General features: G+C 43.0%; 22 protein-coding genes. 15 read left to right on the top strand and 7 right to left on the bottom strand.

The genetic code is table 11. The features are described from left to right. Window positions 1–254 precede the first annotated feature (254 nt). Both murD and ftsW read left to right on the top strand, forming a co-directional pair. Window positions 255–1691, top strand: a complete 1437-nt coding sequence (gene murD, locus JMW85_RS11320) for a UDP-N-acetylmuramoyl-L-alanine--D-glutamate ligase (RefSeq protein ID WP_201581858.1) — start codon at window positions 255–257, stop codon at window positions 1689–1691. A 317-nt stretch (window positions 1692–2008) separates the two neighbouring features. Next, entirely contained in the window at window positions 2009–3205 is a 1197-nt protein-coding gene (gene ftsW, locus JMW85_RS11315; protein WP_227676688.1) for a putative lipid II flippase FtsW, read from the top strand. Between the two features lie 92 nt (window positions 3206–3297). Here ftsW and gluQRS read toward each other — a convergent pair whose 3' ends face one another. The 6 genes from gluQRS to JMW85_RS11285 all read right to left on the bottom strand — a co-directional run bounded on the left by gluQRS (window position 3298) and on the right by JMW85_RS11285 (window position 8911). Further along, window positions 3298–4239 (bottom strand): tRNA glutamyl-Q(34) synthetase GluQRS, encoded by a 942-nt coding sequence (gluQRS, locus tag JMW85_RS11310; RefSeq protein WP_198330022.1) that lies wholly within the window; start codon window positions 4237–4239, stop codon window positions 3298–3300. Window positions 4240–4486: 247 nt separating this feature from the next. Next, on the bottom strand, window positions 4487–4924 hold the full coding sequence (gene dksA, locus JMW85_RS11305; protein ID WP_045445865.1) for an RNA polymerase-binding protein DksA: 438 nt from the start codon (window positions 4922–4924) through the stop codon (window positions 4487–4489). A gap of 493 nt (window positions 4925–5417) precedes the next feature. Next, window positions 5418–6263 carry a metallophosphoesterase gene (locus JMW85_RS11300; RefSeq protein ID WP_201581857.1) on the bottom strand — a complete coding sequence of 282 codons (846 nt, stop codon included), beginning with the start codon at window positions 6261–6263 and terminating at the stop codon, window positions 5418–5420. A 251-nt stretch (window positions 6264–6514) separates the two neighbouring features. Beyond that, window positions 6515–7333, bottom strand: coding sequence for a metal ABC transporter permease (locus JMW85_RS11295; RefSeq protein ID WP_201581856.1), 819 nt, complete (start codon window positions 7331–7333; stop codon window positions 6515–6517). A 106-nt stretch (window positions 7334–7439) separates the two neighbouring features. Further along, window positions 7440–8237, bottom strand: a complete 798-nt coding sequence (locus tag JMW85_RS11290; protein ID WP_201581855.1) for a metal ABC transporter ATP-binding protein — start codon at window positions 8235–8237, stop codon at window positions 7440–7442. Window positions 8238–8317: 80 nt separating this feature from the next. Then, the gene (locus JMW85_RS11285) at window positions 8318–8911 is read right to left on the bottom strand and encodes a Fur family transcriptional regulator (protein ID WP_201581854.1); all 594 of its coding nucleotides are present in this window, start codon (window positions 8909–8911) and stop codon (window positions 8318–8320) included. A gap of 196 nt (window positions 8912–9107) precedes the next feature. On the opposite strand from JMW85_RS11285, the gene JMW85_RS11280 reads away from it, so the two are divergent. The 13 genes from JMW85_RS11280 (at window position 9108) to JMW85_RS11220 (ending at window position 22230) form a co-directional block, all read left to right on the top strand. After that, window positions 9108–9998 carry a metal ABC transporter solute-binding protein, Zn/Mn family gene (locus JMW85_RS11280; RefSeq protein ID WP_227681844.1) on the top strand — a complete coding sequence of 297 codons (891 nt, stop codon included), beginning with the start codon at window positions 9108–9110 and terminating at the stop codon, window positions 9996–9998. 291 nt (window positions 9999–10289) lie between these two features. Next, window positions 10290–10688 (top strand): ATP synthase subunit I, encoded by a 399-nt coding sequence (locus JMW85_RS11275; RefSeq protein ID WP_045452420.1) that lies wholly within the window; start codon window positions 10290–10292, stop codon window positions 10686–10688. A gap of 687 nt (window positions 10689–11375) precedes the next feature. After that, window positions 11376–12242 (top strand): F0F1 ATP synthase subunit A, encoded by an 867-nt coding sequence (gene atpB, locus JMW85_RS11270; protein WP_055125357.1) that lies wholly within the window; start codon window positions 11376–11378, stop codon window positions 12240–12242. 33 nt (window positions 12243–12275) lie between these two features. Beyond that, window positions 12276–12524 (top strand): F0F1 ATP synthase subunit C, encoded by a 249-nt coding sequence (gene atpE, locus JMW85_RS11265; protein WP_010197960.1) that lies wholly within the window; start codon window positions 12276–12278, stop codon window positions 12522–12524. A gap of 117 nt (window positions 12525–12641) precedes the next feature. Then, the gene (locus JMW85_RS11260) at window positions 12642–13112 is read left to right on the top strand and encodes a F0F1 ATP synthase subunit B (RefSeq protein ID WP_045452424.1); all 471 of its coding nucleotides are present in this window, start codon (window positions 12642–12644) and stop codon (window positions 13110–13112) included. A gap of 13 nt (window positions 13113–13125) precedes the next feature. After that, window positions 13126–13749 carry a F0F1 ATP synthase subunit delta gene (locus JMW85_RS11255; RefSeq protein ID WP_201581852.1) on the top strand — a complete coding sequence of 208 codons (624 nt, stop codon included), beginning with the start codon at window positions 13126–13128 and terminating at the stop codon, window positions 13747–13749. A 93-nt stretch (window positions 13750–13842) separates the two neighbouring features. Further along, a complete protein-coding gene (atpA, locus tag JMW85_RS11250) occupies window positions 13843–15387 on the top strand; it encodes a F0F1 ATP synthase subunit alpha (protein WP_045445880.1) in 1545 nt (514 codons plus the stop codon). A 213-nt stretch (window positions 15388–15600) separates the two neighbouring features. Beyond that, entirely contained in the window at window positions 15601–16482 is an 882-nt protein-coding gene (gene atpG, locus JMW85_RS11245) for a F0F1 ATP synthase subunit gamma (RefSeq protein ID WP_045445883.1), read from the top strand. A gap of 50 nt (window positions 16483–16532) precedes the next feature. Further along, on the top strand, window positions 16533–17966 hold the full coding sequence (gene atpD / locus JMW85_RS11240; RefSeq protein WP_045452427.1) for a F0F1 ATP synthase subunit beta: 1434 nt from the start codon (window positions 16533–16535) through the stop codon (window positions 17964–17966). 104 nt (window positions 17967–18070) lie between these two features. Continuing rightward, entirely contained in the window at window positions 18071–18487 is a 417-nt protein-coding gene (locus JMW85_RS11235) for a F0F1 ATP synthase subunit epsilon (protein WP_021812807.1), read from the top strand. A 641-nt stretch (window positions 18488–19128) separates the two neighbouring features. After that, on the top strand, window positions 19129–19845 hold the full coding sequence (locus tag JMW85_RS11230) for a response regulator (protein ID WP_045445894.1): 717 nt from the start codon (window positions 19129–19131) through the stop codon (window positions 19843–19845). 314 nt (window positions 19846–20159) lie between these two features. Further along, the gene (locus JMW85_RS11225) at window positions 20160–21848 is read left to right on the top strand and encodes an ATP-binding protein (RefSeq protein WP_201581851.1); all 1689 of its coding nucleotides are present in this window, start codon (window positions 20160–20162) and stop codon (window positions 21846–21848) included. Between the two features lie 202 nt (window positions 21849–22050). Then, window positions 22051–22230: a hypothetical protein gene (locus JMW85_RS11220; protein ID WP_045445897.1), complete on the top strand. Its 180-nt coding sequence runs from the start codon at window positions 22051–22053 to the stop codon at window positions 22228–22230. A gap of 82 nt (window positions 22231–22312) precedes the next feature. Here JMW85_RS11220 and JMW85_RS11215 read toward each other — a convergent pair whose 3' ends face one another. After that, entirely contained in the window at window positions 22313–23791 is a 1479-nt protein-coding gene (locus tag JMW85_RS11215; RefSeq protein WP_201581850.1) for an ATP-binding protein, read from the bottom strand. Window positions 23792–24107: the final 316 nt, after the last annotated feature.

Genomic DNA, 24107 nt, shown 5'->3' with positions numbered 1-24107 from the left:
AGCGTGCTAACTGTGACAACATGCTAAACTAAAATGCTTGGGTAAATACCCAGTCACTTACAGATTAAGGCAACTATTATAGCATTAGCCACTTAATATAAAAACAGGCGCATAATAGCACATCGTCATAAAAAACCAGTACCGAAATCTGAACGATACCGTTATGATGCGTCTCATCTTGATGGCATCATTTTGCTTCTTTATATACTAGTTTTGTTTGATGCCATTTTGCTCGTCCAACAGAAGGAATAAATATGACCACCAACCCTGCAACAGATGCCTTACTTCACAAAGGCAGTGGTCTACAAGTCGTGGTCGGTTTGGGACAATCTGGATTATCAGTTGCGCGCTATTTGGCCAATCAAGGCTATCAGGTTGCTGTTACTGATGCTCAGGTGACACCTAGCTTAGCAAATCAATTGCCCGCTGAGATTAGTATTCGCCAATTTGGTGAGATTGACGCAGAGCTCTTGCAGCAAGCGACACGTATTATTATAAGTCCCGGTATCTCACTTGCTACCGAAGCTGTCGCCGCTGCCCGCCAAGCGAATATTCCCGTGGTTAGTGACATTCAGCTATTTTGTGAGGCTTGTACCGTACCGATAGTGGCGATTACTGGCTCTAATGCTAAGAGCACCGTGACCACCTTGGTCGGGCAAATGGCCGCGGATGCTGGTGTCAATGTCGGTGTCGGCGGTAATATTGGCGTGCCAGCGCTGACCTTGCTTGATAATCCTGATATGGAACTGGCGGTACTTGAGCTGTCGAGCTTTCAGTTAGAAACAGTGACCAATTTGGGCGCGCAAGTGGCAACAGTTCTGAATATGTCGCCTGACCATTTAGATCGCCACGGCGATATGCTGGGCTACCATCAAGCCAAGCATCGTATCTTTCAGGGTGCTAAGTCCGTGGTTATCAATCGCGAAGACGCCTTGACGCGTCCGCTAGTGGCTGATAATTTGCCAAGAGTGAGTACCGGTATACATGCTCCTGATAAAGGTCAATATGGTCTTATTACTACTCCTGAAGGCCAGATTTATCTTGCCCACGGTACAGAAAAACTACTGTCGGCAGATAAACTGTTGATTAAAGGTCGTCATAATCTGCTCAATGCACAGGCAGCCTTGGCATTAGGCGAACTTGCTGGTTTGCCATTGGGCAGTATGTTGAATACCTTACAGCAGTTTACTGGACTTGAGCATCGTTGCCAGTATGTGGCAAATGCTGCAGACATTGATTATTTCAATGATTCAAAAGGCACCAATATCGGCTCAACGATGGCAGCTATCGAAGGGCTGGGCGCAGTCTATGCGCCAAAAGATGGCAAGCTACTATTGATTTTGGGTGGACAAGGTAAGGCTCAACAGTTTGGTGAATTGACGCCGTTTATCAATCAGTATGTTAGCCAAGTACTATTCATTGGTGAAGATGCGCCGCTGATCGAACAGCATCTGCGAGCAGCTAAGATAAGCGCCGATGTGGCGTTACATCAATGCCAAACTTTAGAAAATGCCTTTACAACCATTCAACAAGTCACGACAAGCAGCCTATCGCAAGTGCAAGCGGTGCTATTGTCACCTGCTTGTGCCAGCTTTGATCAATATAGTGGCTACGCAGCTCGCGGTGAGCATTTCAGTCAGTTGGTTGGTCAATTAGCAACTGAGTCGTCAGATATGATGACTGCCGATTAAAAGGTTTGATGATTTAAGCATTTGCATGATAAGTGCTTAGCGAATATCAGCATTTAATAAAGAGCTCATGTATTTAATAAAGAATAAGGGCAATGCAATAGGATTGCCCTGAATTGACTTTTACGATGTGCGCGCATTTTCTGTATAAATGATTGTTTTGCTTATAGATTGCTGCTACTGTCAATCATAGCCAGCCAGCAACATGAATGGTCAGCTTATTTGCTTAGTAATCTGTCTGGTACTGTCTATTTTCTATTTTTTAAACGGTGGCGTTTAATAGACGCCGTGTTTTTTCGTTCGTTAGTGTATATAAAATTATGGCGCTCTCTTCTCTTTTTCGTTCCTCGTCCCAATCGAAGCAAGTATCTGGCTCAGATGGTATTCTTTCTATGCCGTCAGCACGCGCCATTCTCCTATCGAGTGTTGGCTGTATGTTGGTGCTCAGTTTATTGATGGTGGCTTCCGCTTCTATTCCTTTTGCGCTCAGTCGCGGCATGACAGAGCTGCACTTTTTCAAAAACCAGCTGCTGTATATGATGATCGGTTTGACAGTCGCTACAGTTTCTTATTACAGCGTGTCTCTGCGAACATTATATAAGACTGAAACCCAATTTATCCTATTGGGTATCACTGGCATGCTGCTAGTGGCAACCCTCTTTAGTACGCCTATTAACGGCTCCAAGCGTTGGCTGAACCTAGGGGTATTTAATTTTCAGGTGGCAGAGTTGGCCAAGTTAGTGATGATTGTCTTTGTCTCTGATTTTGTGGTGCGTCGCTCTTTTGAAGTTCGTAACGGCTTAGACGGTTTTTTGCGGATTATGTTGGTGGTGGCACTCATCACCATGCTGCTATTGTCACAGCCAGATTTTGGTTCTTTTGTCGTTATTTTAGGTACTATCTTTGCGATTTTTTATATCGCTGGTGCGCCTTACAAGCACTTTTTAGCACTGGGCGCGGCTGCCATCGGTGGTGCGGTATTGATGGTGACGACAGCGCAGTACCGATTGGTACGTGTGATGTCATTTATGGATCCGTTTGATGATGTGCAAGACACGGATTATCAGCTGGCACGTAGTTTGATTGCCTTTGGCCGTGGACAATTTACAGGCGTTGGTTATGGTGAGAGCGTACAAAAACTGTCGCATTTGCCTGAGGCACATACTGATTTTCTATTAGCCATTACAGGGGAAGAGTTAGGCTTTGTTGGGGTTACCATGGTATTGGTGCTCGAAGCGCTGATTATCGGTAGCGCGATGCGTATCAGTTATAACGCGCTCAAACGTCGGCAGATGCGTATGAGTTATACCGCCTTTGGTATCGGCGTGGTGTTCATAGCGCAGACAATTATCAATGCGGCGATGAATATGGGGGCGATTCCAACCAAAGGATTGACCATGCCATTCTTCAGTTATGGCGGCTCTTCGATGTTGATTAGTTTGGTGATGGTTGCGTTATTGCTAAAAATTTATAAAGAAAGCCCTGAAATCGAAAAAAGCCAATGCCGTTATTATTGATAGGTTGAGCATTAGTGATAGGCTCGATGCATCATGACTGGCATTATCCAAAGAAGCGTCGCTAAATAGTGGCGCTTTTTGCTAGCTGGCTTTTATCCATTGGGCATATTTAACTGTTGTTTGCCTTGTAGCGGCGTACTGTTCCATTGAGCAATGGCTTGCTTTAACATACGAGTAGGTGTGTCTCTATCGACGGCTGGTTGCTGTAATAGTTGTAAAGCATCGGCGATGAGTTTACTTGGATCTCGTGTATCAATGGGTTGTGCTAGGTTTTGCTTGGAGAGTTTTTGTCCATCAGCATGACATATCAGTGGCAAGTGATACCAGTGATCGATGGCAGGTAAGCGTGCGGCATCCATGATGCTGATTTGCGCTGTCGTCATGGGTAGGATATCTAGACCGCGCATAATATGTGTCACTTGTTGCAGTCCATCATCAAGGCTGGCAGCCAAAATATAATTGATCATACCATCTTGGCGACGTACCACCATATCACCCAATGTCTGCTGAGGATTATCCCACTGCAATCCTTGAATACCGTCGTTAAAACCAATCTTATAATTCGGTAGCTGTATGCGTAGCTTATGTTGCTCTCTATCAAGGTCAGCGCTGACGCAGCAGCGTGGATAGCGCTTCCTATTTGGTTGCAATGGGTTAGCATCATAAGATGGGCTCAGCTCTTCTTGCGCCCAGTATTGCTCCAAGTCTTTACGCGAGCACTGACAACCATAAGTGAGCGGATGCAGGGCTGAGTGTAGATAATCATTATAAATATCAATACGCTCAGATTGATAAATGATATCACCGTCCCAGTACAATCCAAGCGCTTCCAAATCAATCAAGATTTGCTCAGTAAATTGCTGATCACAGCGTTCGGTATCAGTGTCTTCAATACGCAGTAGCCATTTACCACCAATGGATTTTATATGGCAAAAGCTGGCAAGCGCAGTCGTCAATGAGCCAAGATGCAGTTCACCAGTCGGTGAGGGAGCAAAACGACCAATCGGCTGTACTGGTATGATTGGAGTGGGCATAGGAATAAGGTTAGTTTTCAAAGTAGGAAATTATCGGTAAAAAAGGTAGAAGATAGAATAATAAATATATCCGTAAAAAGATATTTGTGAAATGAGTCTGTTTTGTTAGCAAATCAATATAAGCAAGCTTAAAGCTCTGTATCAGCCATGATCCATTGACTAAAAACCAACCAGCTAAAACGCAATAAGCGACCATGTTATGGTCGCTTATGCTTACATTCTACTATTGAGATGAATCGTAATTCGTTTAAGCGCCTTGATTTTGGCGTTCTTTAATCTCAGACAGGGTCTTACAATCGATACACTGGGTAGCCGTTGGGCGCGCTTCGAGACGACGCAGACCAATCTCTACGCCACAAGTTTCACAAAAACCATAATCATCATTTTCAATTTCTGACATAGATTTATCAATTTTGCGAATGAGCTTACGTTCACGGTCACGCGTACGCAATGCGAGGGCAAACTCTTCTTCTTGGGTGGCACGATCATTGATATCTGGCATAGCACTGGACTCGTCTTGGATATAAGTCTTGGTGCGATCCGCTTCGCCAATCAGTTGGCTCTTCCAATCCAATAATATAGCCTTAAAGTGCTCTAACTGCGCATCAGACATGTACTCTTCGTCTTTGGCAGGCACATAAGGAGTAAACTTAGCTTCACTTGGATTCGTGGTCAGGGTGCTCATATGGGTATCCTACTTTTTTCAAATTAATTCAATAAAACGACGTATCAAAAGACAAGACGCTATCAATGTCATAAACGCTATAATTTGTCCCTTTATAAAACGTTTTACCACTTGGTAACACAAGTAACACAGCGGATCTAATAGTACAGTTATCTTGATATGCTCAAAGCAATCTATCAATGGTCAGGTATATGGTTATGCATATTTTTATTTAAATAGCGTTGTCTTAATAATGCGACAAATCACTGACTGTGAAGACTTAGCTGTGATCGATTTAGCCATCCTAGCTATTATAATTCTACCTAATACCAGATACTAGGCAGTCCTCATTTCGTTTTATACGTTGTATCATTGTTTCTGACAATAATGAAGTCATTTTTCATCATCATGTCGCTTTTACCATGCCAGTCATTGTATTCTGAACTCAGAAATATCAGTCAATAGCTTGAAATATAAAGGCTCACATCAGTATGGGCGCCAATAAATCTGGGCGTCAAGTATCCAGTCTTTCTACCCAGCTTGCAACCTTTCCATTGTTGGCTAATTGCAACCAACGGTAACCGGGCGCGACGCTTTTATCATAGGAAAAATCATTCTCATAAGGCTTGAACTGGTAGCAAGTAGATGGCGTACTATAGACCGTGACTCCTTGACGATGGCGGACCTGCTCTTGGTGCGTGTGACCACTGATAATGACCTTGAGATGGTCAAATCCTAACAGATGCTGCCAAAAGGCCTCACTATTCTCTGCCATATGCGTGTCAATCCAGTCAGAGTCTACGGGAATGACATGGTGATGTAGAGCAATCAGCGCAGGCTTATCACAAGCATCGAGTCTCTCGCATAACCAGTCAATATCGGTAGGCGTTATCTCGCCCGCGACTTTGCCCGTGATGGATGAGTCTAATAACAACAGCTGCCAACGATCAGTCTCAATGACATGCCGGCTTAGCAAGCGCGGGTCGGCAGGTTGAGCAATCAGTTCGCGCTCAAAGAATGGTAAGTCACTGCCTATCTCATCCGTCACATCATGATTGCCCGCAATACAAGCAAAAGGAATATGGGTCGCTTGCAATACCTCAAAAATATGATCGTAAATAGCGGGTTTCACTTCATTGACTAAGTCGCCAGTCACGATAATCAAATCGCAGCGAATGTCGCTACTCAATGCTTGCTGTAGTACTGTTTCAAAGCACTGCTGACAGACAGAGGCTTCGCTATTATTAGTATCGCCATCAACACTAGAAGAAACAGGCGTGGATAAATGCAAATCTGTGATTTGTAGTATGTTTACCTGTTCATCTGGTGTGCTAATGTTATTAACAGGATAGCTTAGCATTAGGTCAGTCCCTCATCGAATCGAAATAAGTGATGCTGTTAAAACGAATGATAGATAAATAGATGTCCTGCATCGAGTAGACTAATAAATTTTGGTCTGACCAATATGTTTTTTGGCTTGACGCCGCTAGTATGTCGATGGTATTAGGGCAAGTTTATAACATAAAGTAAATGAAAGCTCTATCATATTGATGAAATAAAGTTGGATAAGAGGATAAAAAAACCAGCGACTTTATGTGAACCATAATGTGTCTAGCGGCGCGCTGACCAAATTTTTGCAATGCTGAGCTTTGAGAAAATCAGCGCGATAAAAAATAAAATGGCTAATATTAATACGATAGCAAGTCCTGTCTGAATATCTAGCCAGATGCTTCCCCAAACGCCTAGTGTCACGCCAAGCTGTGCGATCAGTAGCGATATAACGACCATTTGTTTTGGCGATGATGACCACAAACGTGCCGTTAATGCTGGTAATACCAATAGACCGCTGATTAGTAAACTACCAACCGCTTGCAGGGCAATCGCACAAAATCCCGCCAATACGCCCATAAAGAACAGCCGCTGGCGTGTCGGATTAACACCTTGAATACGCGCCAATGCTTCATGAGTGGCAAGCTTAATTTGTGCAGGCCATATATACATGAGTAGACCGAGCCCTACCAGCACGCTACCGGCAAGTAAGGGCAAGTCTTCCCAATCAAGCTCTAGCAAATTACCAAACAAAAACCCCAGTACGTTTGCTTGTTGGTCAGTCAACTGGGTCAAAGCCAATAAGCCTAAGCATAACAATGACACCGCCACGACCGCCAAAACCGCATCGACAGGCAGGCGCTCATCATCGATTAATACCAGCCCTAGCACCACCATGACGCTGACCAAGGCAATGCCAATACCCATAGGTAATTGCCACCATACTGCTAAAGCCACGCCAAGCAAGGTACCATGTGCTAAAGCATCAGCAAAAAAGGCCATACGTCGCCACAAGACTAAGCAACCTAAAGGCGCTGATAGTAGCGCTAAAATACTGCCAGCGATCCAAGCGGGGGCAATGATGGCTAACCAAGCAGTCATAATAAATATCCGTAAAAGTTTTTATAAAGCTCAACGCTCGATATGTGTTTGATGTATCAAGCTTCAATATATTTTATATTTGTGAATGTTCAACGCGCCTTAATGATTATAGTTCGCTTGGGGCGTGATGCTCACAGGCATGCGGTTGATGTACATAAGGCTGCTCATAATGATGCCCAAATAGTTTTTGAAATTCACTACTAATGGCAAGCTCGCTTGGTTGTCCCTCACAGCAAATATGCTTATTAAGACAAATCACGCGTCGACTGCCTTTCATGACCCAATGCAGATCATGCGATACCACCAGCATGGCACAACGCAAAAACTCCGGCAGCTCATCAATAAACTGATAGAGCCAAACCTCAGTATCAGGGTCCAGTCCTTGCATCGGCTCATCTAAAATCAATAAGTTGGGTTTGTCTAACAGTGCTCGCGCGAGCAAGACCCTTTGTGTCTCACCACCCGACAGGTGCAGCATTTGTCGCGATAGTAAGTGCGTCAATGACAAGTTATCAAAAATAAATTGACGCTGCTCAGACGTTAAGCGCCTTTTATCCGCTTGTGCGAATAAATCGCAGACTCGTAATGGCAATATCGGCGGTACAGCAAAGCGCTGCGGCACATAGCCAAGCTGTAACTTTTGATGAGAGTTAATATGCCCTTTGGTTGGCTCAATCAATCCCAAAATAAGTTTAACCAACGTTGACTTACCAGCGCCATTGGGTCCAATAAGACTGACTGTTTCATTAACCGCAATGTCAATATCAATATGTGAGAGTAAGCGTTGATGCCCAATGTCGTAGCTGACATCGCTTAGGCTCAGCAGTTTACTCGCAGTGTTAATGGTATTACCATCAACAGTGGAAAAGTTCGGTTGATTAGACGGTGAGGTAGACAGGCTCATAGTATGGCAACCAATAAGTGAATGAGTAATACAAATAAAAAACGGAGGACAATGACTTAGGCTTCAGTGGTTAGGGTGTGTTACTGGCACGCTTGGCAACGACCACTCAGCTCAATCACACTGCGTTCCACGATAAAGCCAACGTCTTGCTCAGCAAAACTCATCATTTCCTGTACGGGCACACTGCTACATTCTTGTACACGCTGACATTGACCACAGATTAAAAATGCTGCGGTATGCTGGGCGCGTGGGTGACAGCAGGGCACATAAGCATTGATAGAGGTCAATTGATGTATCAAGCCTTCACTCAATAAAAACTCAAGACTACGATAAACAGTGGGTGGCGCGACATTTTTTGGCGCTTGTTTTTTAGAGCTAATTTCTTTAGATGCCGCTTTCATTGGGTGCTGTTGCGAGTTAAACGCTTCGCTGCTGTCATCATTGTTATTAGGCTCTGATAAGCGCATTTGCTGCAATTGCGTGATCAAATCATATGCACCGATAGGCTTATTGGCTGCCAATACCAATTGATATATTTGCTGGCGCAATGGGGTAAAGCGTGCACCGTTCAGGCGACATTGTTCTTTTGCTGCCATTAGGCGCTCGATCACGTCATGCGGTGTAAAGTCCTGCACATCATGTAAATGTTCGCAGACTGATAAACTGGTGGACATGGTGCAAGCTCCTACGAAATAAAATGGCACTGTTATTATAGTAATTTATAATGTTATAGTATAACATACTAAAAATAAGAGCAGATAAGTGATCTTGGCTTATTTATTGATACCTTAATGATCACTCAGATACAACGGCGATAACGTCTAAATGTTTCCACTTATATTTTATCTTTCATACATTAAAGAATCTATTATGAACTCAGTTCTCAAATATTTTTTAAGCTCAACCATTATACTACAGCGATGGTTCATTACGGGCATAGTTGCATCAGGCGTCTTTACTGTGAGTGCACAAGCGGCAACAGTCAGCGTGAGTAATTATCCATTGTTTTTATTGAGTCAAGCAGTGACTGAAGGTTCACCGCCCGCCAAGCAGTTATTGCAGGCAGGGGAGGTAGGTCATCATGGCAGTATCAGCCCAGGCGATATTAAAGCCATTCAGGACAGTAAATTTGTCGTGTGGTTTGGTGAGCCCTTAGAAAATAACTTGGCGGCAAGCCTTAATACCGCACCCAATGCGATTGCCTTATTTGAATTTGATGCCTTTAATCGTCATCCGCTACGTGACGTCCAAGGCAAGCCTATTGCTGGCACCTTGGATCCACATATATGGTTAGATCCTGAAAATGCCAAAGCCATGACTCGTGCCCTTGCCGTGATTCATAGCCATGCCAATCCGCAATATAAAGCACTTTATCACGCCAATGCACAAAAATTTGCTCAGCGAATGGATAGGGGAGTGGCATCTTTCGTAAAACAAGCTAAAGGCAAGCAGCAAACCCAGCCTTATTGGGCCTATCATGATGCTTATCAATACATCGAATCCAGCACAAACCTAAAGCTTGTTGGCAGTTTAAGCACTGACCACCATTTGGCACCACGAGCAAGCCAAATACGCTGGCTAAATGAGAAGCGTCCAGCCAAGCAAATGTGTCTGGTTAGCCCAAGTCAACCAGCCAAAGGTTTACTCGCTAAGTTACAGCCTGTAAAAACCACTGTGCAACCTGAAGATATGAGCAATAGTAAAGACTTTGTGAGTGGTTGGCAGACGATGGCACAGCAAATCTATCAATGTATATCGTAGGATAACTGATTAACCATAGTGGCTTGCAACGCTTTAGCAGCCATTATGTAGTCATATTTTGGGTGTTATCCATTGGTCAGTAACTATGATGTCTATGAGTGATTCAGCTAGGACACTGATAAAAGGTATATTTTTCTTGCTTAACGGTGGTATGCCCCTTATAATAAGTGGCGTTTTATTTTGGTTAAAAGGTAACACCTGTAGAGTGAGCCGTTCACGGATAAAAGTGTCGCGACGATGTTATATTGCCACCTTATCCCAATGCTGTAAGGCTATAGGATTGCATTACCGATGACCAAGCCTGCCAAACGCACACAAAAAGATAAAATTGGCATCTATATCAAACGCCAAGCTTGGATACTATTTATCCTTATTATTATTGCTTGGGCTTTAGATACCAGTTGGCTACATAGTGAGCTTACTGTTGCAAAAAGCGCCGCTATTGGTGCGCTACTCAGCTTTGCTACCCAAGCTGTATTTGCTTTTTTTATCTTTTGGTACACTGGATATCGCGCGCGCCAACATATTGTTAGCCAGCTATATCGAGGTCAAATGGCCAAATGGCTATTGACTGTGTTTGGTTTCGCACTAATTTTTATTACCGTACAACCCCTATCTGCGCCTGCGCTGTTTATCGGTTTTATGGTAATGCAAATTAGTCACAGTTGGATGTTGTGGCATATACGCTAGCATTAATAGACGATGACTATATCAATAGTTGAGTGCTTAATAGTGCTAGGCAAGTCACCCTGCCGTCCAGCTTCTCTATGACTGATTTCATAAGAAAGTCAAAACATACAAAACTGTCTAAAGACAGCGCCAATGATTATAAAGACTGTGATATGGGCGTTTAAATGAGTATAGCGTGTGATAATGGAGTCGATAGCCAATTATTAGCTATCAGTATTGCCTCTAATTAAATTCTTACAATTTAATTAATCACGCAAAGCTATGTTAGTAAACGTTAATAGTAGCTAACTTATTCATACAGTGCATAAAAAGTCATAATTGACTTTACACGAATACAACGCTGCATTAATATAGGCAGCTAAATATTTTGCTTATGAACGCTGTATTAAGCGTCGATCGTGGAAACGCGGCAGTAAGTAAACACAGATATAATAATTTCGCGTACATATACAAGGGCTATTACTGAATCATCATAAGCCCTTTTTTGATAGCTAAAATTTATCTTAAGTTATCAAATTGCGCACTAGTAATAGAACTATGGGTTGGATGTTATTGATTACATGAGCGCTTTAGCATGGTTCATTTGCCTGCTTTGTTGCAAGGCAGATAGACATACTACAATCTCATCAGATGACAACCATATTTTTGGTAGTTGATTAAATCGTTGATTAATAAGAAGCTGACATTATGGCAGGCGAGCAAACAACAACAGACTATATCTCTCACCACTTAACGAACTGGACGTACGGCTATCTGCCGGGCGAAGGCTGGAAAGTTGCCTATACTGCTGAAGAAGCTAGTGCAATGGGCTTTAAAGCCATCCACCTTGATTCTATGCTTTGGTCAATTGGTCTAGGCATTGTTTTCTGCGCCATCTTCTGGATGGTCGCTAGAAAAGTCACTTCAGGCGTGCCGGGTAAAACTCAGGCTGCGGTTGAGATGATCGTTGAGTTCGTTGATAACAACGTTCGTGATTCGTATAGTGGTACCTCAAAGCTGATTGCGCCTTTGGCGTTGACTATCTTTGTATGGATATTCTTAATGAACTTGATGGATTTACTACCCGTCGATTTTATTCCTATGATTGCTGGCCAAATCGGCGCAATGATGGGACATGATCCACATCATGTGTTCTTTAAGATCGTTCCAACGACGGATCCTAATATTACGCTTGGCATGTCTTTTTCTGTCTTTATATTGATTCTGTTCTATAGTATCAAGGAAAAAGGTTTGGGCGGCTTTGTAGGCGAGCTAACACTGCATCCGTTTAGTGCCAAAAACCCTATCGTACAAATTATTTTAATACCCATCAACTTTATCTTAGAGTTTGTTACTTTGATAGCGAAACCTATCTCTTTAGGTCTGCGTCTATTCGGTAACATGTATGCTGGTGAGTTGATTTTCATACTGATTGCTCTAATGCCGTTTTGGATTCAATGGGCGTTATCAGTACCGTGGGCTATTTTCCACATCTTAATTATTACACTTCAAGCGTTCGTATTTATGATGCTGACGATAGTTTATATGTCACTTGCATCATCAACTGAACATTAATTAGACATTCAATAGGTAAATGAGGATACATCCATGGATCCAGTATTAGGTGGTTACACAGTTATCGCAGTAGCACTACTTATCGGTTTAGGTGCGCTAGGTACAGGTATTGGTTTTGCTATTCTAGGTGGTAAATTTCTAGAAGGCGTTGCGCGTCAGCCAGAACTTGGTTCACAGCTGCAAACTCGTATGTTCATCGTAGCAGGTCTTCTTGATGCTATTCCGATGATCGGTGTTGGTATTGCTATGCTATTGTTGTTCGCTAACCCTCTAGCAGGTTAATCAGAAAGCTCAGTTGTAAATGTTTGGTAGTCAAAGTTTGTATGTTAACCATAGCCAAAGTTTGGCTATCAAATATGATCAATGAAACTGATTTTTCATTAACAAAGAGGTGATCACGTGAATATCAATTCTACCCTCATCGGTCAAGCCATTGCTTTTGCAATCTTTGTGATGTTCTGCATGAAATTCGTGTGGCCACCACTTATTGGTGCCATCAATGAGCGTCAGCGTAAAATTGCTGAAGGCCTGAATGCCGCAGAAAAAGCAAAAGCAGATCTGGCGACCGCTGAGCAAGACGTCCAGCAGGAGCTTGATCTTGCAAAGACCAAAGCTGCTGCTTTAATCGAGCAAGCGAACAAGAGTGCCAACCAGCTTGTCGAAGATGCAAAAATGCAGGCCCAAGTGGAAGGCGAGCGCATTCGCCAACAAGCGCAAGCGTCTATCGACCAAGAAATCAATCAAGCGCGTGAATCATTACGTGCCCAAGTTGCTGAACTGGCTGTACTTGGTGCAGAAAAGATTTTGCAAGACAAAGTCGATGTGCAAAAACATGCCAGTATGTTAGACCAACTGGCGGCAAAGCTGTAACTGTGAGGATATAATGGCTGACTTATCAACCTTAGCACGACCCTACGCTAAAGCCGCGTTTGACTATGCCAACGAAAACGGGGCTGTAAACGAGTGGGAAAATTTCTTGTTTGTCGCCAGTGCAATTGTCAATGACAAAGCGTTCCGTACATGGCTAGAAAATCCAGCCGTTACGGCTGAGCATAAGTCAGCTGCTTTGGTTGATCTTTATGACTCACAAGTGGCTGGTGATAGCGACTCTGCTTTTAAACAGCTACTAGGCGAGAGCAAAGGCTCTCGTTATGGTAATAGTATTAGCTATCCTAAAGTGTCACCAGCGCTCAATAATTTTATTAAGCAGTTGGCGCAGCAAGAGCGTCTGGCGCTGCTTCCTGAAGTTTATGAGCATTATCGCCGCCACAAGGCAATAAGCTTAAAGCAGCTTGATGCTTACGTGACCTCTGCCTATCCATTGACTGAGGCTCAGCGTGAAATGCTTCAAACGCGCCTTGCTGCATCGTTAAATGCTAGTGTGGTGATTCATGAGTCGGTCGATCCAAGTCTATTGGCAGGCGCTACCATCAAAGTCGGTGACAAAATCATTGATGATTCGATGCGCGGCAAGTTACAACAGTTAAAAACACAGCTAACGGCCTAATGCCATTTACCAGCGCAGTCATCTATGATTTGCGTGAAAGTAAGAGCATTTAAGTCAGTGGGCGGGTTATCATAAATTAAAGGAAACAAGGCAATGCAACAATTGAATCCAGCGGAAATCAGTAACCTGATTAAGCAGCGTATTCAAGACCTTGATGCGGGTGCAACTGCAAAGAATGAAGGCACGATTGTCAAAGTATCTGACGGTATCGTGCAGATTCATGGTCTTGAAGATGCCATGTACGGCGAAATGATTGAGTTTGAAGGCGAAATCTATGGAATGGCGCTTAACTTAGAGCGTGATTCTGTCGGCGCGGTAGTACTTGGTGATTACCTAAAGCTGCAAGAAGGTCAAAAAGCCTATTGTACTGGTCGTATTCTTGAAGTACCAGTAGGTCCTGAGCTGCTAGGTCGTGTTGTTGACGCCTTGGGAAATCCTATTGATGGCAAAGGTCCTATCGATGCCAAAATGACTGACAAAGTCGAAAAAATCGCCCCAGGCGTTATTGATCGTCAGTCAGTAGATCAACCAGTAATGACGGGTTACAAAGCCGTTGATACTATGATTCCAATTGGTCGTGGTCAGCGTGAGCTTATCATTGGTGACCGTCAGACGGGTAAAACCGCGATGGCTATCGATGCGATCATCGCGCAGAAATCATCTGGTATCAAGTGTGTATACGTCGCAATCGGTCAGAAACGTTCTACCATTGCAAACGTCGTACGCAAGCTTGAGCAAACTGGTGCCCTTGAATATACGACTGTCGTCGTCGCTTCAGCGTCAGAACCAGCAGCACTACAGTATATCGCACCGTATTCAGGTTGTACGATGGGCGAATACTTCCGTGACCGCGGTGAAGATGCACTGATTGTATTTGATGACTTATCAAAACAAGCCGTTGCTTATCGTCAAATTTCACTATTGCTACGTCGTCCGCCAGGTCGTGAAGCGTATCCTGGTGATGTATTCTATTTACATTCACGTTTACTTGAGCGTGCATCACGCGTAAACGCGGCTTACGTAGAAAAGTTCACTAATGGTGAAGTAGTTGGTAAAACCGGTTCTTTAACCGCACTGCCAATTATTGAAACCCAAGCTGGTGACGTATCTGCATTCGTACCGACTAACGTGATTTCAATCACCGATGGTCAGATTTTCTTAGAATCAAGCCTATTCAACTCAGGTATCCGTCCAGCAGTTAACGCTGGTATCTCGGTATCTCGTGTGGGCGGGGCAGCTCAGACTAAGATCATCAAGAAGCTATCTGGTGGTATCCGTACTGCACTAGCTCAGTATCGTGAATTGGCTGCCTTTGCTCAGTTTGCATCAGATCTTGATGACGCGACTCGCGAACAGCTTGATCATGGTGAGCGTGTGACTGAATTGATGAAGCAGAAGCAGTATCAGCCAATGTCAATCTCTGAGCAAGCTGCAGTTATCTATGCATCGAATGAAGGCTTTTTAGCGGACGTTCCTGTCGAAAAAATCGGTTCTTTTGAAGAAGCTTACTTACGCTATATGCATGATGAGCAAAGTGAATTGATGCGTGAGATTGATGATACTGCGAATTATAATGATGATATCGCAGGTCGTTTGAAGTCATCTTTAGAGACCTTTAAACAAAATCACAGTTATTAATTTAACGGGTTAAGCCGAATTGGTTATGGCTGATAAAGTGGCGCATTGTCTTGTATTTTTTTATTAAGACAGTAGCGCCACTGTTCTAACCATTGACGGTATTAGATCGCGTCATGCACAAAATATATAACATTAATTTGTTAGATCGATGTTATATACTAAATAATTGTCGCATGCGCCAATGCTTTTTAACCCTCTTATATTGGAATCATTATGGCAAGCTTAAAAGAGATACGTGCCAAAGTCACCAGTATTAAAAGCACCCAAAAAATTACTCGTGCTATGCAAATGGTTGCGGCAAGTAAAATGCGCCGTGCCCAAGAGCGCATGGAAGTGGGTCGCCCGTATGCTGATAGTATGCGCCGGGTTATTTCACATTTGGTGCATGCCTCATCAGACTATAAACATCCGTATATGGTCTCGCGTCCAGTTAATAAGGTTGGCTATATTGTCATTACCTCTGATCGCGGTCTGGCGGGTGGTTTGAATATTAACTTATTCAAAGCTTTATCTAAGAGTATCCAGCAGTATCAAGATCAATCTGTACAAACTGAGTTTGCAGTCATTGGCGCTAAAGGTGTGAGTTTTTTCAAAAACTTTGGTGGTAAAGTGACCTCGGCAGTAACCGATTATGGTGATAAGCCAACGTTTGAGCAGATAAACGCACCAGTTCAAGCGATGCTTGACGATTATACTAACGGTAAAATAGACCGCATCTATGTGGTTTATAATAAGTTTGTTAATGCGATGACCCAAAAGCCGACTGTCAATCAGTTGGTACCTTTACCAGACAGCGCGTTTGGTGAAGAAGAGAGCGGCATTCAAACAGAACTGAGCTGGGATTATATCTACGAGCCTGATATCAAAACATTGATTGATGAGCTGCTTGGCCGTTACATTGAGTCGATTGTTTATCAAGCGGTAATGGAAAACATTGCCTCTGAGCAGTCCTCACGTATGGTTGCAATGAAAGCAGCGACAGATAATGCTGGTGACCTAATTAACGATTTACAGTTGGTTTATAACAAGCTGCGTCAAGCGGCGATTACCCGAGAAATCTCGGAAATCGTTGGCGGTGCTGCTGCTGTTTCATAATTGAAACCCCTTATGAAACCCACTATATACAGAAGTTCAAGGAGAACGCAATGAGTAGCGGTCGTATTGTACAGATTATTGGCGCGGTTCTTGACGTTGAGTTCAACCGTAGTGAAGTTCCTCAGATTTATGATGCCTTGCAAGTAGATGGTACTGAAACCACCCTAGAAGTACAGCAACAACTAGGTGATGGCATCGTCCGTACTATCGCAATGGGTTCAACTGAAGGCCTAAAGCGTAACTTAACAGTCACTAACACTGGTGCGCCTATTGCTGTGCCTGTTGGTATTGGTACGCTTGGCCGTATCATGGATGTTCTTGGTCGTCCTATCGATGAAGAAGGTCCTGTAGAAGCTGACGAAAAATGGTCTATCCACCGTGAAGCGCCAAGCTACGCGGATCAGTCAAACAGCACTGAGCTGTTAGAAACTGGTATTAAAGTTATCGATCTACTTTGCCCGTTTGCTAAAGGTGGTAAAGTTGGTCTGTTTGGTGGTGCTGGTGTTGGTAAAACCGTTAACATGATGGAGCTGATCAACAACATCGCTCTAAAACATGAAGGTTTGTCAGTATTTGCTGGTGTTGGTGAGCGTACTCGTGAAGGTAACGATTTCTATCACGAAATGCAAGAAGCTGGCGTTGTAAACACTGAAGACTTTAGTAAATCTAAAGTTGCCATGGTATACGGCCAGATGAATGAGCCACCGGGTAACCGCTTGCGTGTTGCGTTGTCTGGTTTGACCATGGCTGAATACTTCCGTGATACGAAAGATCCTGCCACTGGCAAAGGTCGTGACGTATTGCTGTTTGTTGATAACATCTACCGTTATACACTAGCCGGTACTGAAGTATCAGCACTACTTGGTCGTATGCCATCTGCGGTTGGTTATCAGCCAACACTTGCTGAAGAGATGGGTATGCTACAAGAGCGTATTACCTCAACTCAGTCTGGCTCTATCACCTCAGTTCAAGCAGTATATGTCCCTGCGGATGATTTGACGGATCCATCACCAGCAACGACGTTTGCGCATTTGGATGCCACGGTTGTATTGAGTCGTGATATTGCTTCACAAGGTATCTATCCTGCGGTTGATCCGCTAGATTCAACCTCGCGTCAGCTAGATCCATTAGTCATTGGCGAAGAGCATTACAACGTTGCTCGTGGCGTGCAAGAAATTTTACAGCGCTATCGTGAGCTAAAAGACATCATCGCTATCTTGGGTATGGATGAGTTATCAGAAGAAGATAAACTAGTCGTTTATCGTTCGCGTAAGATTCAGCGCTTCTTGTCACAGCCATTCCACGTTGCTGAAGTCTTTACTGGCGCACCTGGTAAATATGTACCACTACGCGATACCATTGCTAGCTTTAAAGCAATCATCGCGGGTGAATACGATGACCTACCAGAGCAAGCGTTCTATATGGCTGGTGGCATCGACGAAGTTGTTGCTAAAGCAGAAAAAATGAAATCTACTGCAGCGTAAGTTGTGTTAGCATTTGCTAAAGGGCAGATAGACCATAAGAAGTCTATTTGCCAGTTAGTAACGCCTCGCAGTTTTGATTGTGTTTTGATCGTAAGGAGTTAAGTATGGCAACGTTACAATGTCGCGTCGTAAGTGCTCGTGAAGAGTTGTATTCAGGCGAAATTAGCATGTTAATAGCTACTGGTACCGAAGGCGAGATTGGTGTATTGCCAGGTCACACACCGCTTATTACTTTGTTAAAACCGGGTGCGATGCGAGTGCAAACACCAAACGGTGAAGAAGAAGTGATTTATGTATCAGGCGGTGTTTTAGAAGTACAGCCGAAGATGGTTACCGTATTGGCTGATACAGCGATGCGTGCACATAACCTTGATGAAAGCAAAATTGTCGAAGCACGTAAAAAGGCTGAGCAAATGCTGGTTAATCAATCGGATACTGTACAAACTAATGCAGCTTTAGCATCATTAGCAGAGTCTGTCGCACAGCTACAGACTATCCGTAAGTACAAAAACCGCGCTTAATTTTTTGTGGAAAATTTTAGAGTTTCCTTTTGACTCTTACCACAGATATAAAAAAACAGTCCATCATGGGCTGTTTTTTTATGTTTATTATTTAATATTCTATGCTTGTTGATCGAGGATAAATACACGATTTATGATGCAATTTCGATCTCGACAGCCAGTTTTTTAAATATGAGTGTTAACTAACTATGCATACATGAACTATGTATCGAATAATAATAGGCAGTATGGGAATAGTAGATGAAAAAGTCACTGGCAGCAAAGGTGATATGTCGCTATATTAGACGTAACAGGAATACAAGTATCGGTATCAATCAAGTATTCTATCGCTGTGCGCTACATTAAGATTGGCTACTTATAGAAATTCAGGTGAGGAAAGGGTCGTAAAAAAACATTTCACTTGCTATTATTTGTATAAAGCTCATAATTTTTGGACGTAAACTAAAGTTTTAATGGGTGTAGTTTATAGGTTTTGTTAACGACTATAAGCTATAGTATAGGAAGCTGTATGTTTAATAGTATACTGTGCTACCAAGTTTGTAACAGCTATACCAACATCAATTGTGCCACTTAATGGTGCTATTAATTTTACCGCTCTTACTTTTACTGCTTTTAAATGAGATGTATTAGAGGATATAACAATGACAACGAATGAAGAAGACAACACCCCCCGAATTTTGATTGTTGAGGATGATGAGCGTCTGGCCATGTTGACTCAAGATTACTTGGTCAAAAATGGTTTAGAAGTCGCTATCGAAACCGATGGTAATCGTGCTATTCGTCGCATCGTCAGTGAACAACCAGATTTGGTCGTACTTGATGTCATGCTTCCTGGTAGCGATGGACTGACGGTATGTCGTGAAGTACGCCCGCATTATCAGAATCCTATTTTGATGCTGACTGCGCGTACTGAAGATATGGATCAGGTACTGGGTCTTGAGATGGGTGCGGATGATTATGTCGCTAAACCTGCTCAGCCACGTGTCTTGTTAGCACGTATTCGTGCGTTATTACGTCGCTCAGAAAATGCCCCATCAGAAGATGTACCACAGCGCCTAGAATTTGGTGAACTGGTCATTGACAATGGCGGTCGTTCAGTGAATTTAGGTGATGAGTTGGTTGATTTCACCAGTGCTGAATATGACTTATTATGGTTGCTTGCTTCTAATGCGGGTCGAATTCTTTCGCGTGAAGATATCTTTGAGCGTCTACGTGGTATTGAATATGACGGTCAAGATCGCTCAATTGACGTTCGTATCTCACGCATTCGTCCAAAAATCGGTGATGATCCAGAAAATCCAAAACGTATCAAAACCGTTCGTAGTAAAGGGTATTTGTTCGTTAAAGAAGGCAACTAAGTCAATTTTGCTCCGGCAACGGCTTATTGCTCATTAGCGTGACTAAAGAAACCAGCAACTAGGCTGGTTTTTTTGTGGCTAAATTTTAATTTTTAAACTTAAATACAGCGTTATGTGGTTTAATTAAGCAATTATTGTGGGTGCTGCCTAAATATACATGAGGCAAATGGATTTTAGGTGATGCTCAGTTATAAATTAAAATACAGCAGCCAGAATGGTTTTTTATTCAACAGTGTTAGATATCATTTATCACGCAGCGCTTGTTTGCTGAATGATGTCGGCAGTTTTTATTCATTAAGTTGGTTACGGCACGTATGTCATTAGTCTATTCTTTAAAACACAGTATCTTTGTTCGTATTTATGCTGGGCTACTCATAGTCTGTTTGTGTGTGGCATTGTTTGCTCAACTGTTGATGGATACCATCAACAAAGAGCGCGTCCAATCCTACCGTGAAAACATGGCAACAGGGGCTTTTCATCTGGTGAGTGAAGGTATTGCTCATCAGGAAAGTGAAGAGCAGCGTGAATATTGGTTGTCTGATGCCAGTAGTTTATTTGGCTCAGAATTCAAAGTTTTGCCTATTGATGAAGTGGACTTTAATGCCAGTGAACTGCGGCGTTTTGAAAATGGCAATACGGTCGTTCGTTATACCGAGCAACCTGTCTATGCCGATGTGTATTATCGTCTACCAGACAATCAAAGTGTTTTGACCGCCAGAATATCGCAAGTGACTGAGCAGCAAGTACGGGCAATCGCTGTGTTTTTATTGGATGATTTGTCTTACTATGTGACGTTATCTGACAAGCGTGCCCGTTTGGCTGAACTGGAAAAAAAGTTTTCCTTTCCTTTAGAGTTTAAAGCCGTCAATACACTGGATTTGGATACCGATCAGCTTGCACGATTACGCCGAGATGAAGTGGTTATTTCCTTACAAGATACCAATAGCAGTAAAAGTAATTCGGCTATTAGAGTAGTGGTGCCTTCTGAAATCAATGACATGGCGATATTGATTGGTCCGGTGCCATTATTCAATTGGTTCCCACTTAATCTGATTATTAGTATGATTCTTATCAGCATGTTTTTGATCAGCTTAGGCGTGTATGCGTTGATTTTTCCACTTGAGCGTAAATTGCAGTTGATTCAGGTTGGCGTCAATGAGGTGAGTAAAGGTAATCTTGAAAGTCAAGTTCAAGTAATTGGGCAGGATGAAATTGCCCGTTTAGCCGCGACTTTTAATGCCATGACCTCGCATATCAAGCGCCTTATTGAGTCGCAGCGAGAATTAACGCGAGCGGTATCACATGAGCTGCGTACACCGGTGGCTCGTATTCGTTTTGCCGTTGATATGTTGGCTGATACGGATGATGAAGACTCACGTTTTATGCAGCGTGATTTTATTGATGAAGATATCGAAGCGCTTAATGGCTTGATTGATGAGATTTTGACTTATGCTAAGCTCGAAGAAGGCTCACCAAAGCTGGATTTAGAACCAGTCAATCTTAGAGAGTTATTGGAGCAGATTGAGCGTGAAACCAATGCCTTGGGTAAGCCTATCAAAATAGTAACCAAGCTACCGAATGCTAAAGTAACCGCTGTCGCAGATAGGCGTTATTTACACCGTGTGATTCAAAATCTTGCGGGCAATGCCTTACGTTATGCAGAAACCACGATTATCATTAGTGCTGGCGTCAGAAAGGGCAATGCTTTTGTTAGTGTTGAGGATGATGGTCATGGTATTCCAGAAGCAGATCGCGAAAAGGTCTTTATTCCATTTTCACGTTTAGATGACAGTCGCACACGCGCCTCAGGCGGCTATGGCTTAGGCTTGTCTATCGTATCGCGCATTGCCTTTTGGTTTAATGGTAGTATGAAAGTCGATGAGAGCCGAGAGCTTGGCGGTGCACGATTTGTCATGACGTGGCCTATCAAACCACTGACACAAATTTTGGCTGCTGATGAACTGACGCAAGAAAAAAGCGAGCGTGGTTTTGAAGATAAATAATGCCACTGCACAGGATTTTCGTTATTTTTTAGTATAAAAATAGCAGCATCAATTAAGCAGTGTGTGACAAATAAACTTGCTCAATTTCTAAGCAGTGTTCTCAATTTCATGTTTAGAATGAATACACACCTTAGGTAGAATTGTCGGTTAATTTTTATTATTAGCGGTTTGAATATAGCTTTAAATCAGAGGAGGGCAAAGGATGCCATATTTATTTGGTGGTTTGGTGGTACTAAATGCAATAACGTTGGGCTACTATTTATTCTTGCAGCAGCCATCGACGACGCAAACGTTAACAGCAGCGCAAGAAAATATTACTCAGCCATTAGCGTTTACGAATAGCGCCAAATATATTCCACCTATCATTGGAAACAAAGACTAGATGCTATACCTATACAACTAAATAGTCGCAGCGAATCGTTTTGAGCATCTATTAGCTTTAGTGATGAACAGTTCAGCGGCTATCAGTCTTCTTTGTTCCAAGTCTTGTCATTAAAGACAGGCATTTTTTCTGTATCGTTTGCCATGGTTGTATCTCCAGCAACCTTGGAAAGCAGAGGAATACGCACACACACTTGTAAACCTCCGTCGGGATGATTAATGGCTTCTACCGTCCCATGATGCAATCTGGCAATACGATCGACAATCGCTAGACCTAAACCACTGCCTTGTGTGGTACGTGCTGTCTCTCCGCGTTCAAAAGGCTGCATAATACGTTCTAACTGATCTTCTGCAACGCCATCACCACAGTCACGCACACATATCAGCAATTGTTCTTGCGCCTCTCTATTGACGACATTTTCACTGACGACATCGCTATCTTCCTCTTCAATGGTTTCTATAAAAGTTGGCACAACAGTCGCTGACAGGTAAATGGGCGGTTTGCCATAACGCTTGGCATTATTGACCAGATTGATCACAAGGCGTTTGATAGACATGGGGCGCACAGGAACCACTTTGTGACACTCTGATTGATAGATGAACTCCATTGGTGCAAATTGCACCATGATCTCATTAAAGATGGTATCCAAATTGGTTAGGCTGACTGGCTCATCGGAGCCATCTTTCATAAATGAGATAAACTGCTCTAAAATGGCATCCATGTCTTCAATATCATAAATTAATCCCTCTCGAAAAAAGTCATCAGGTAGCATCTCAGCAGTCAAACGCATACGAGTTAAGGGCGTTCGCAGATCATGCGAGATACCAGCAAGCATAATTGTACGCTCTTTTTGTGCTTGACTTAACGTCGTGAATAGACGATTGAATGCCATGTTGACCTGACGTATCTCCGTAGGCCCTTTTTGTGTTGGCAACGTAGTGGCATGACCGAGGCGAATATAGTTGGTCGCAGCACGCTGTAAATATCGTAGCGGACGATTTAATTGCCGCGCCAGTAGAATAATGGTCAGCAGCGATAAAATAGGTAATCCAATAAGAAACAGCACCAACAGTGCTGGACTATATTGCGAGTAATAAACCACGGGTTCACGAATCCAAAAGCTGTCATCACGGCTGTCTTGCACCCAAAGCTGCGGTGTCGGTTTGAATTTAAAATAAACCTCGACAGGTCGACCCAATTGCGCACCTATTTCGCGTTGTAAGACATCAGTAAAGACGCCGACAAAGGCCTTATCAGACACTGCTGGAAAATCATTAGGGTTATTCACTACCACGACATGCGAGTGTTGATAAATCCATTGGCGTACTTCAGGACGATTTTTCCAGTCTTTGTTGACACTATTCATCAACTGCAGCTCGCTCGTCAAGTAACGCGCATGGTTTTTAAGCTCGGGTAAATATAGACTGCGCCAAAAAAACAGAATCGACAAGCTGACACTGATCAGAACAATGAAAGAGACCATTAAGGTTGTCAGCCAAGTGTTGGAGTAAGAGCGCGTAAACCGCCCTTTGCGACGTGGTTGCGATTTTGGTGTGGTCATATGGATCCAACATATTAAAAGATGCTTTATTGAGTTTAGTGTAAAAATGGTGCTTTTTATGTCGTTCAAAAACAACGTGTCATACTTATGAGTAGCATAATGGTTGCGATTCTTGAGAAATTGAGCAATTCGGTAGGCGATAGCATCATTCACTCGCTGACTATGTCATAGAGTAGCATAATCAATGAATGACACGACTGGCTTTAAAACAGTAGGCAACAATTGAATACTCAAATTTGCACTAATATAGTACTGAGTAATATAGCACCGAATAATACAGCAACGAGCCACTTGGACATGATGTAGAGGTAGTATC

Source organism: Psychrobacter glacincola (assembly GCF_904846075.1).
Lineage (GTDB): Bacteria > Pseudomonadota > Gammaproteobacteria > Pseudomonadales > Moraxellaceae > Psychrobacter > Psychrobacter glacincola_C.
Note: the sequence above shows the minus strand (reverse complement) of the source record. Positions and strands in the feature narration are given on the sequence as shown.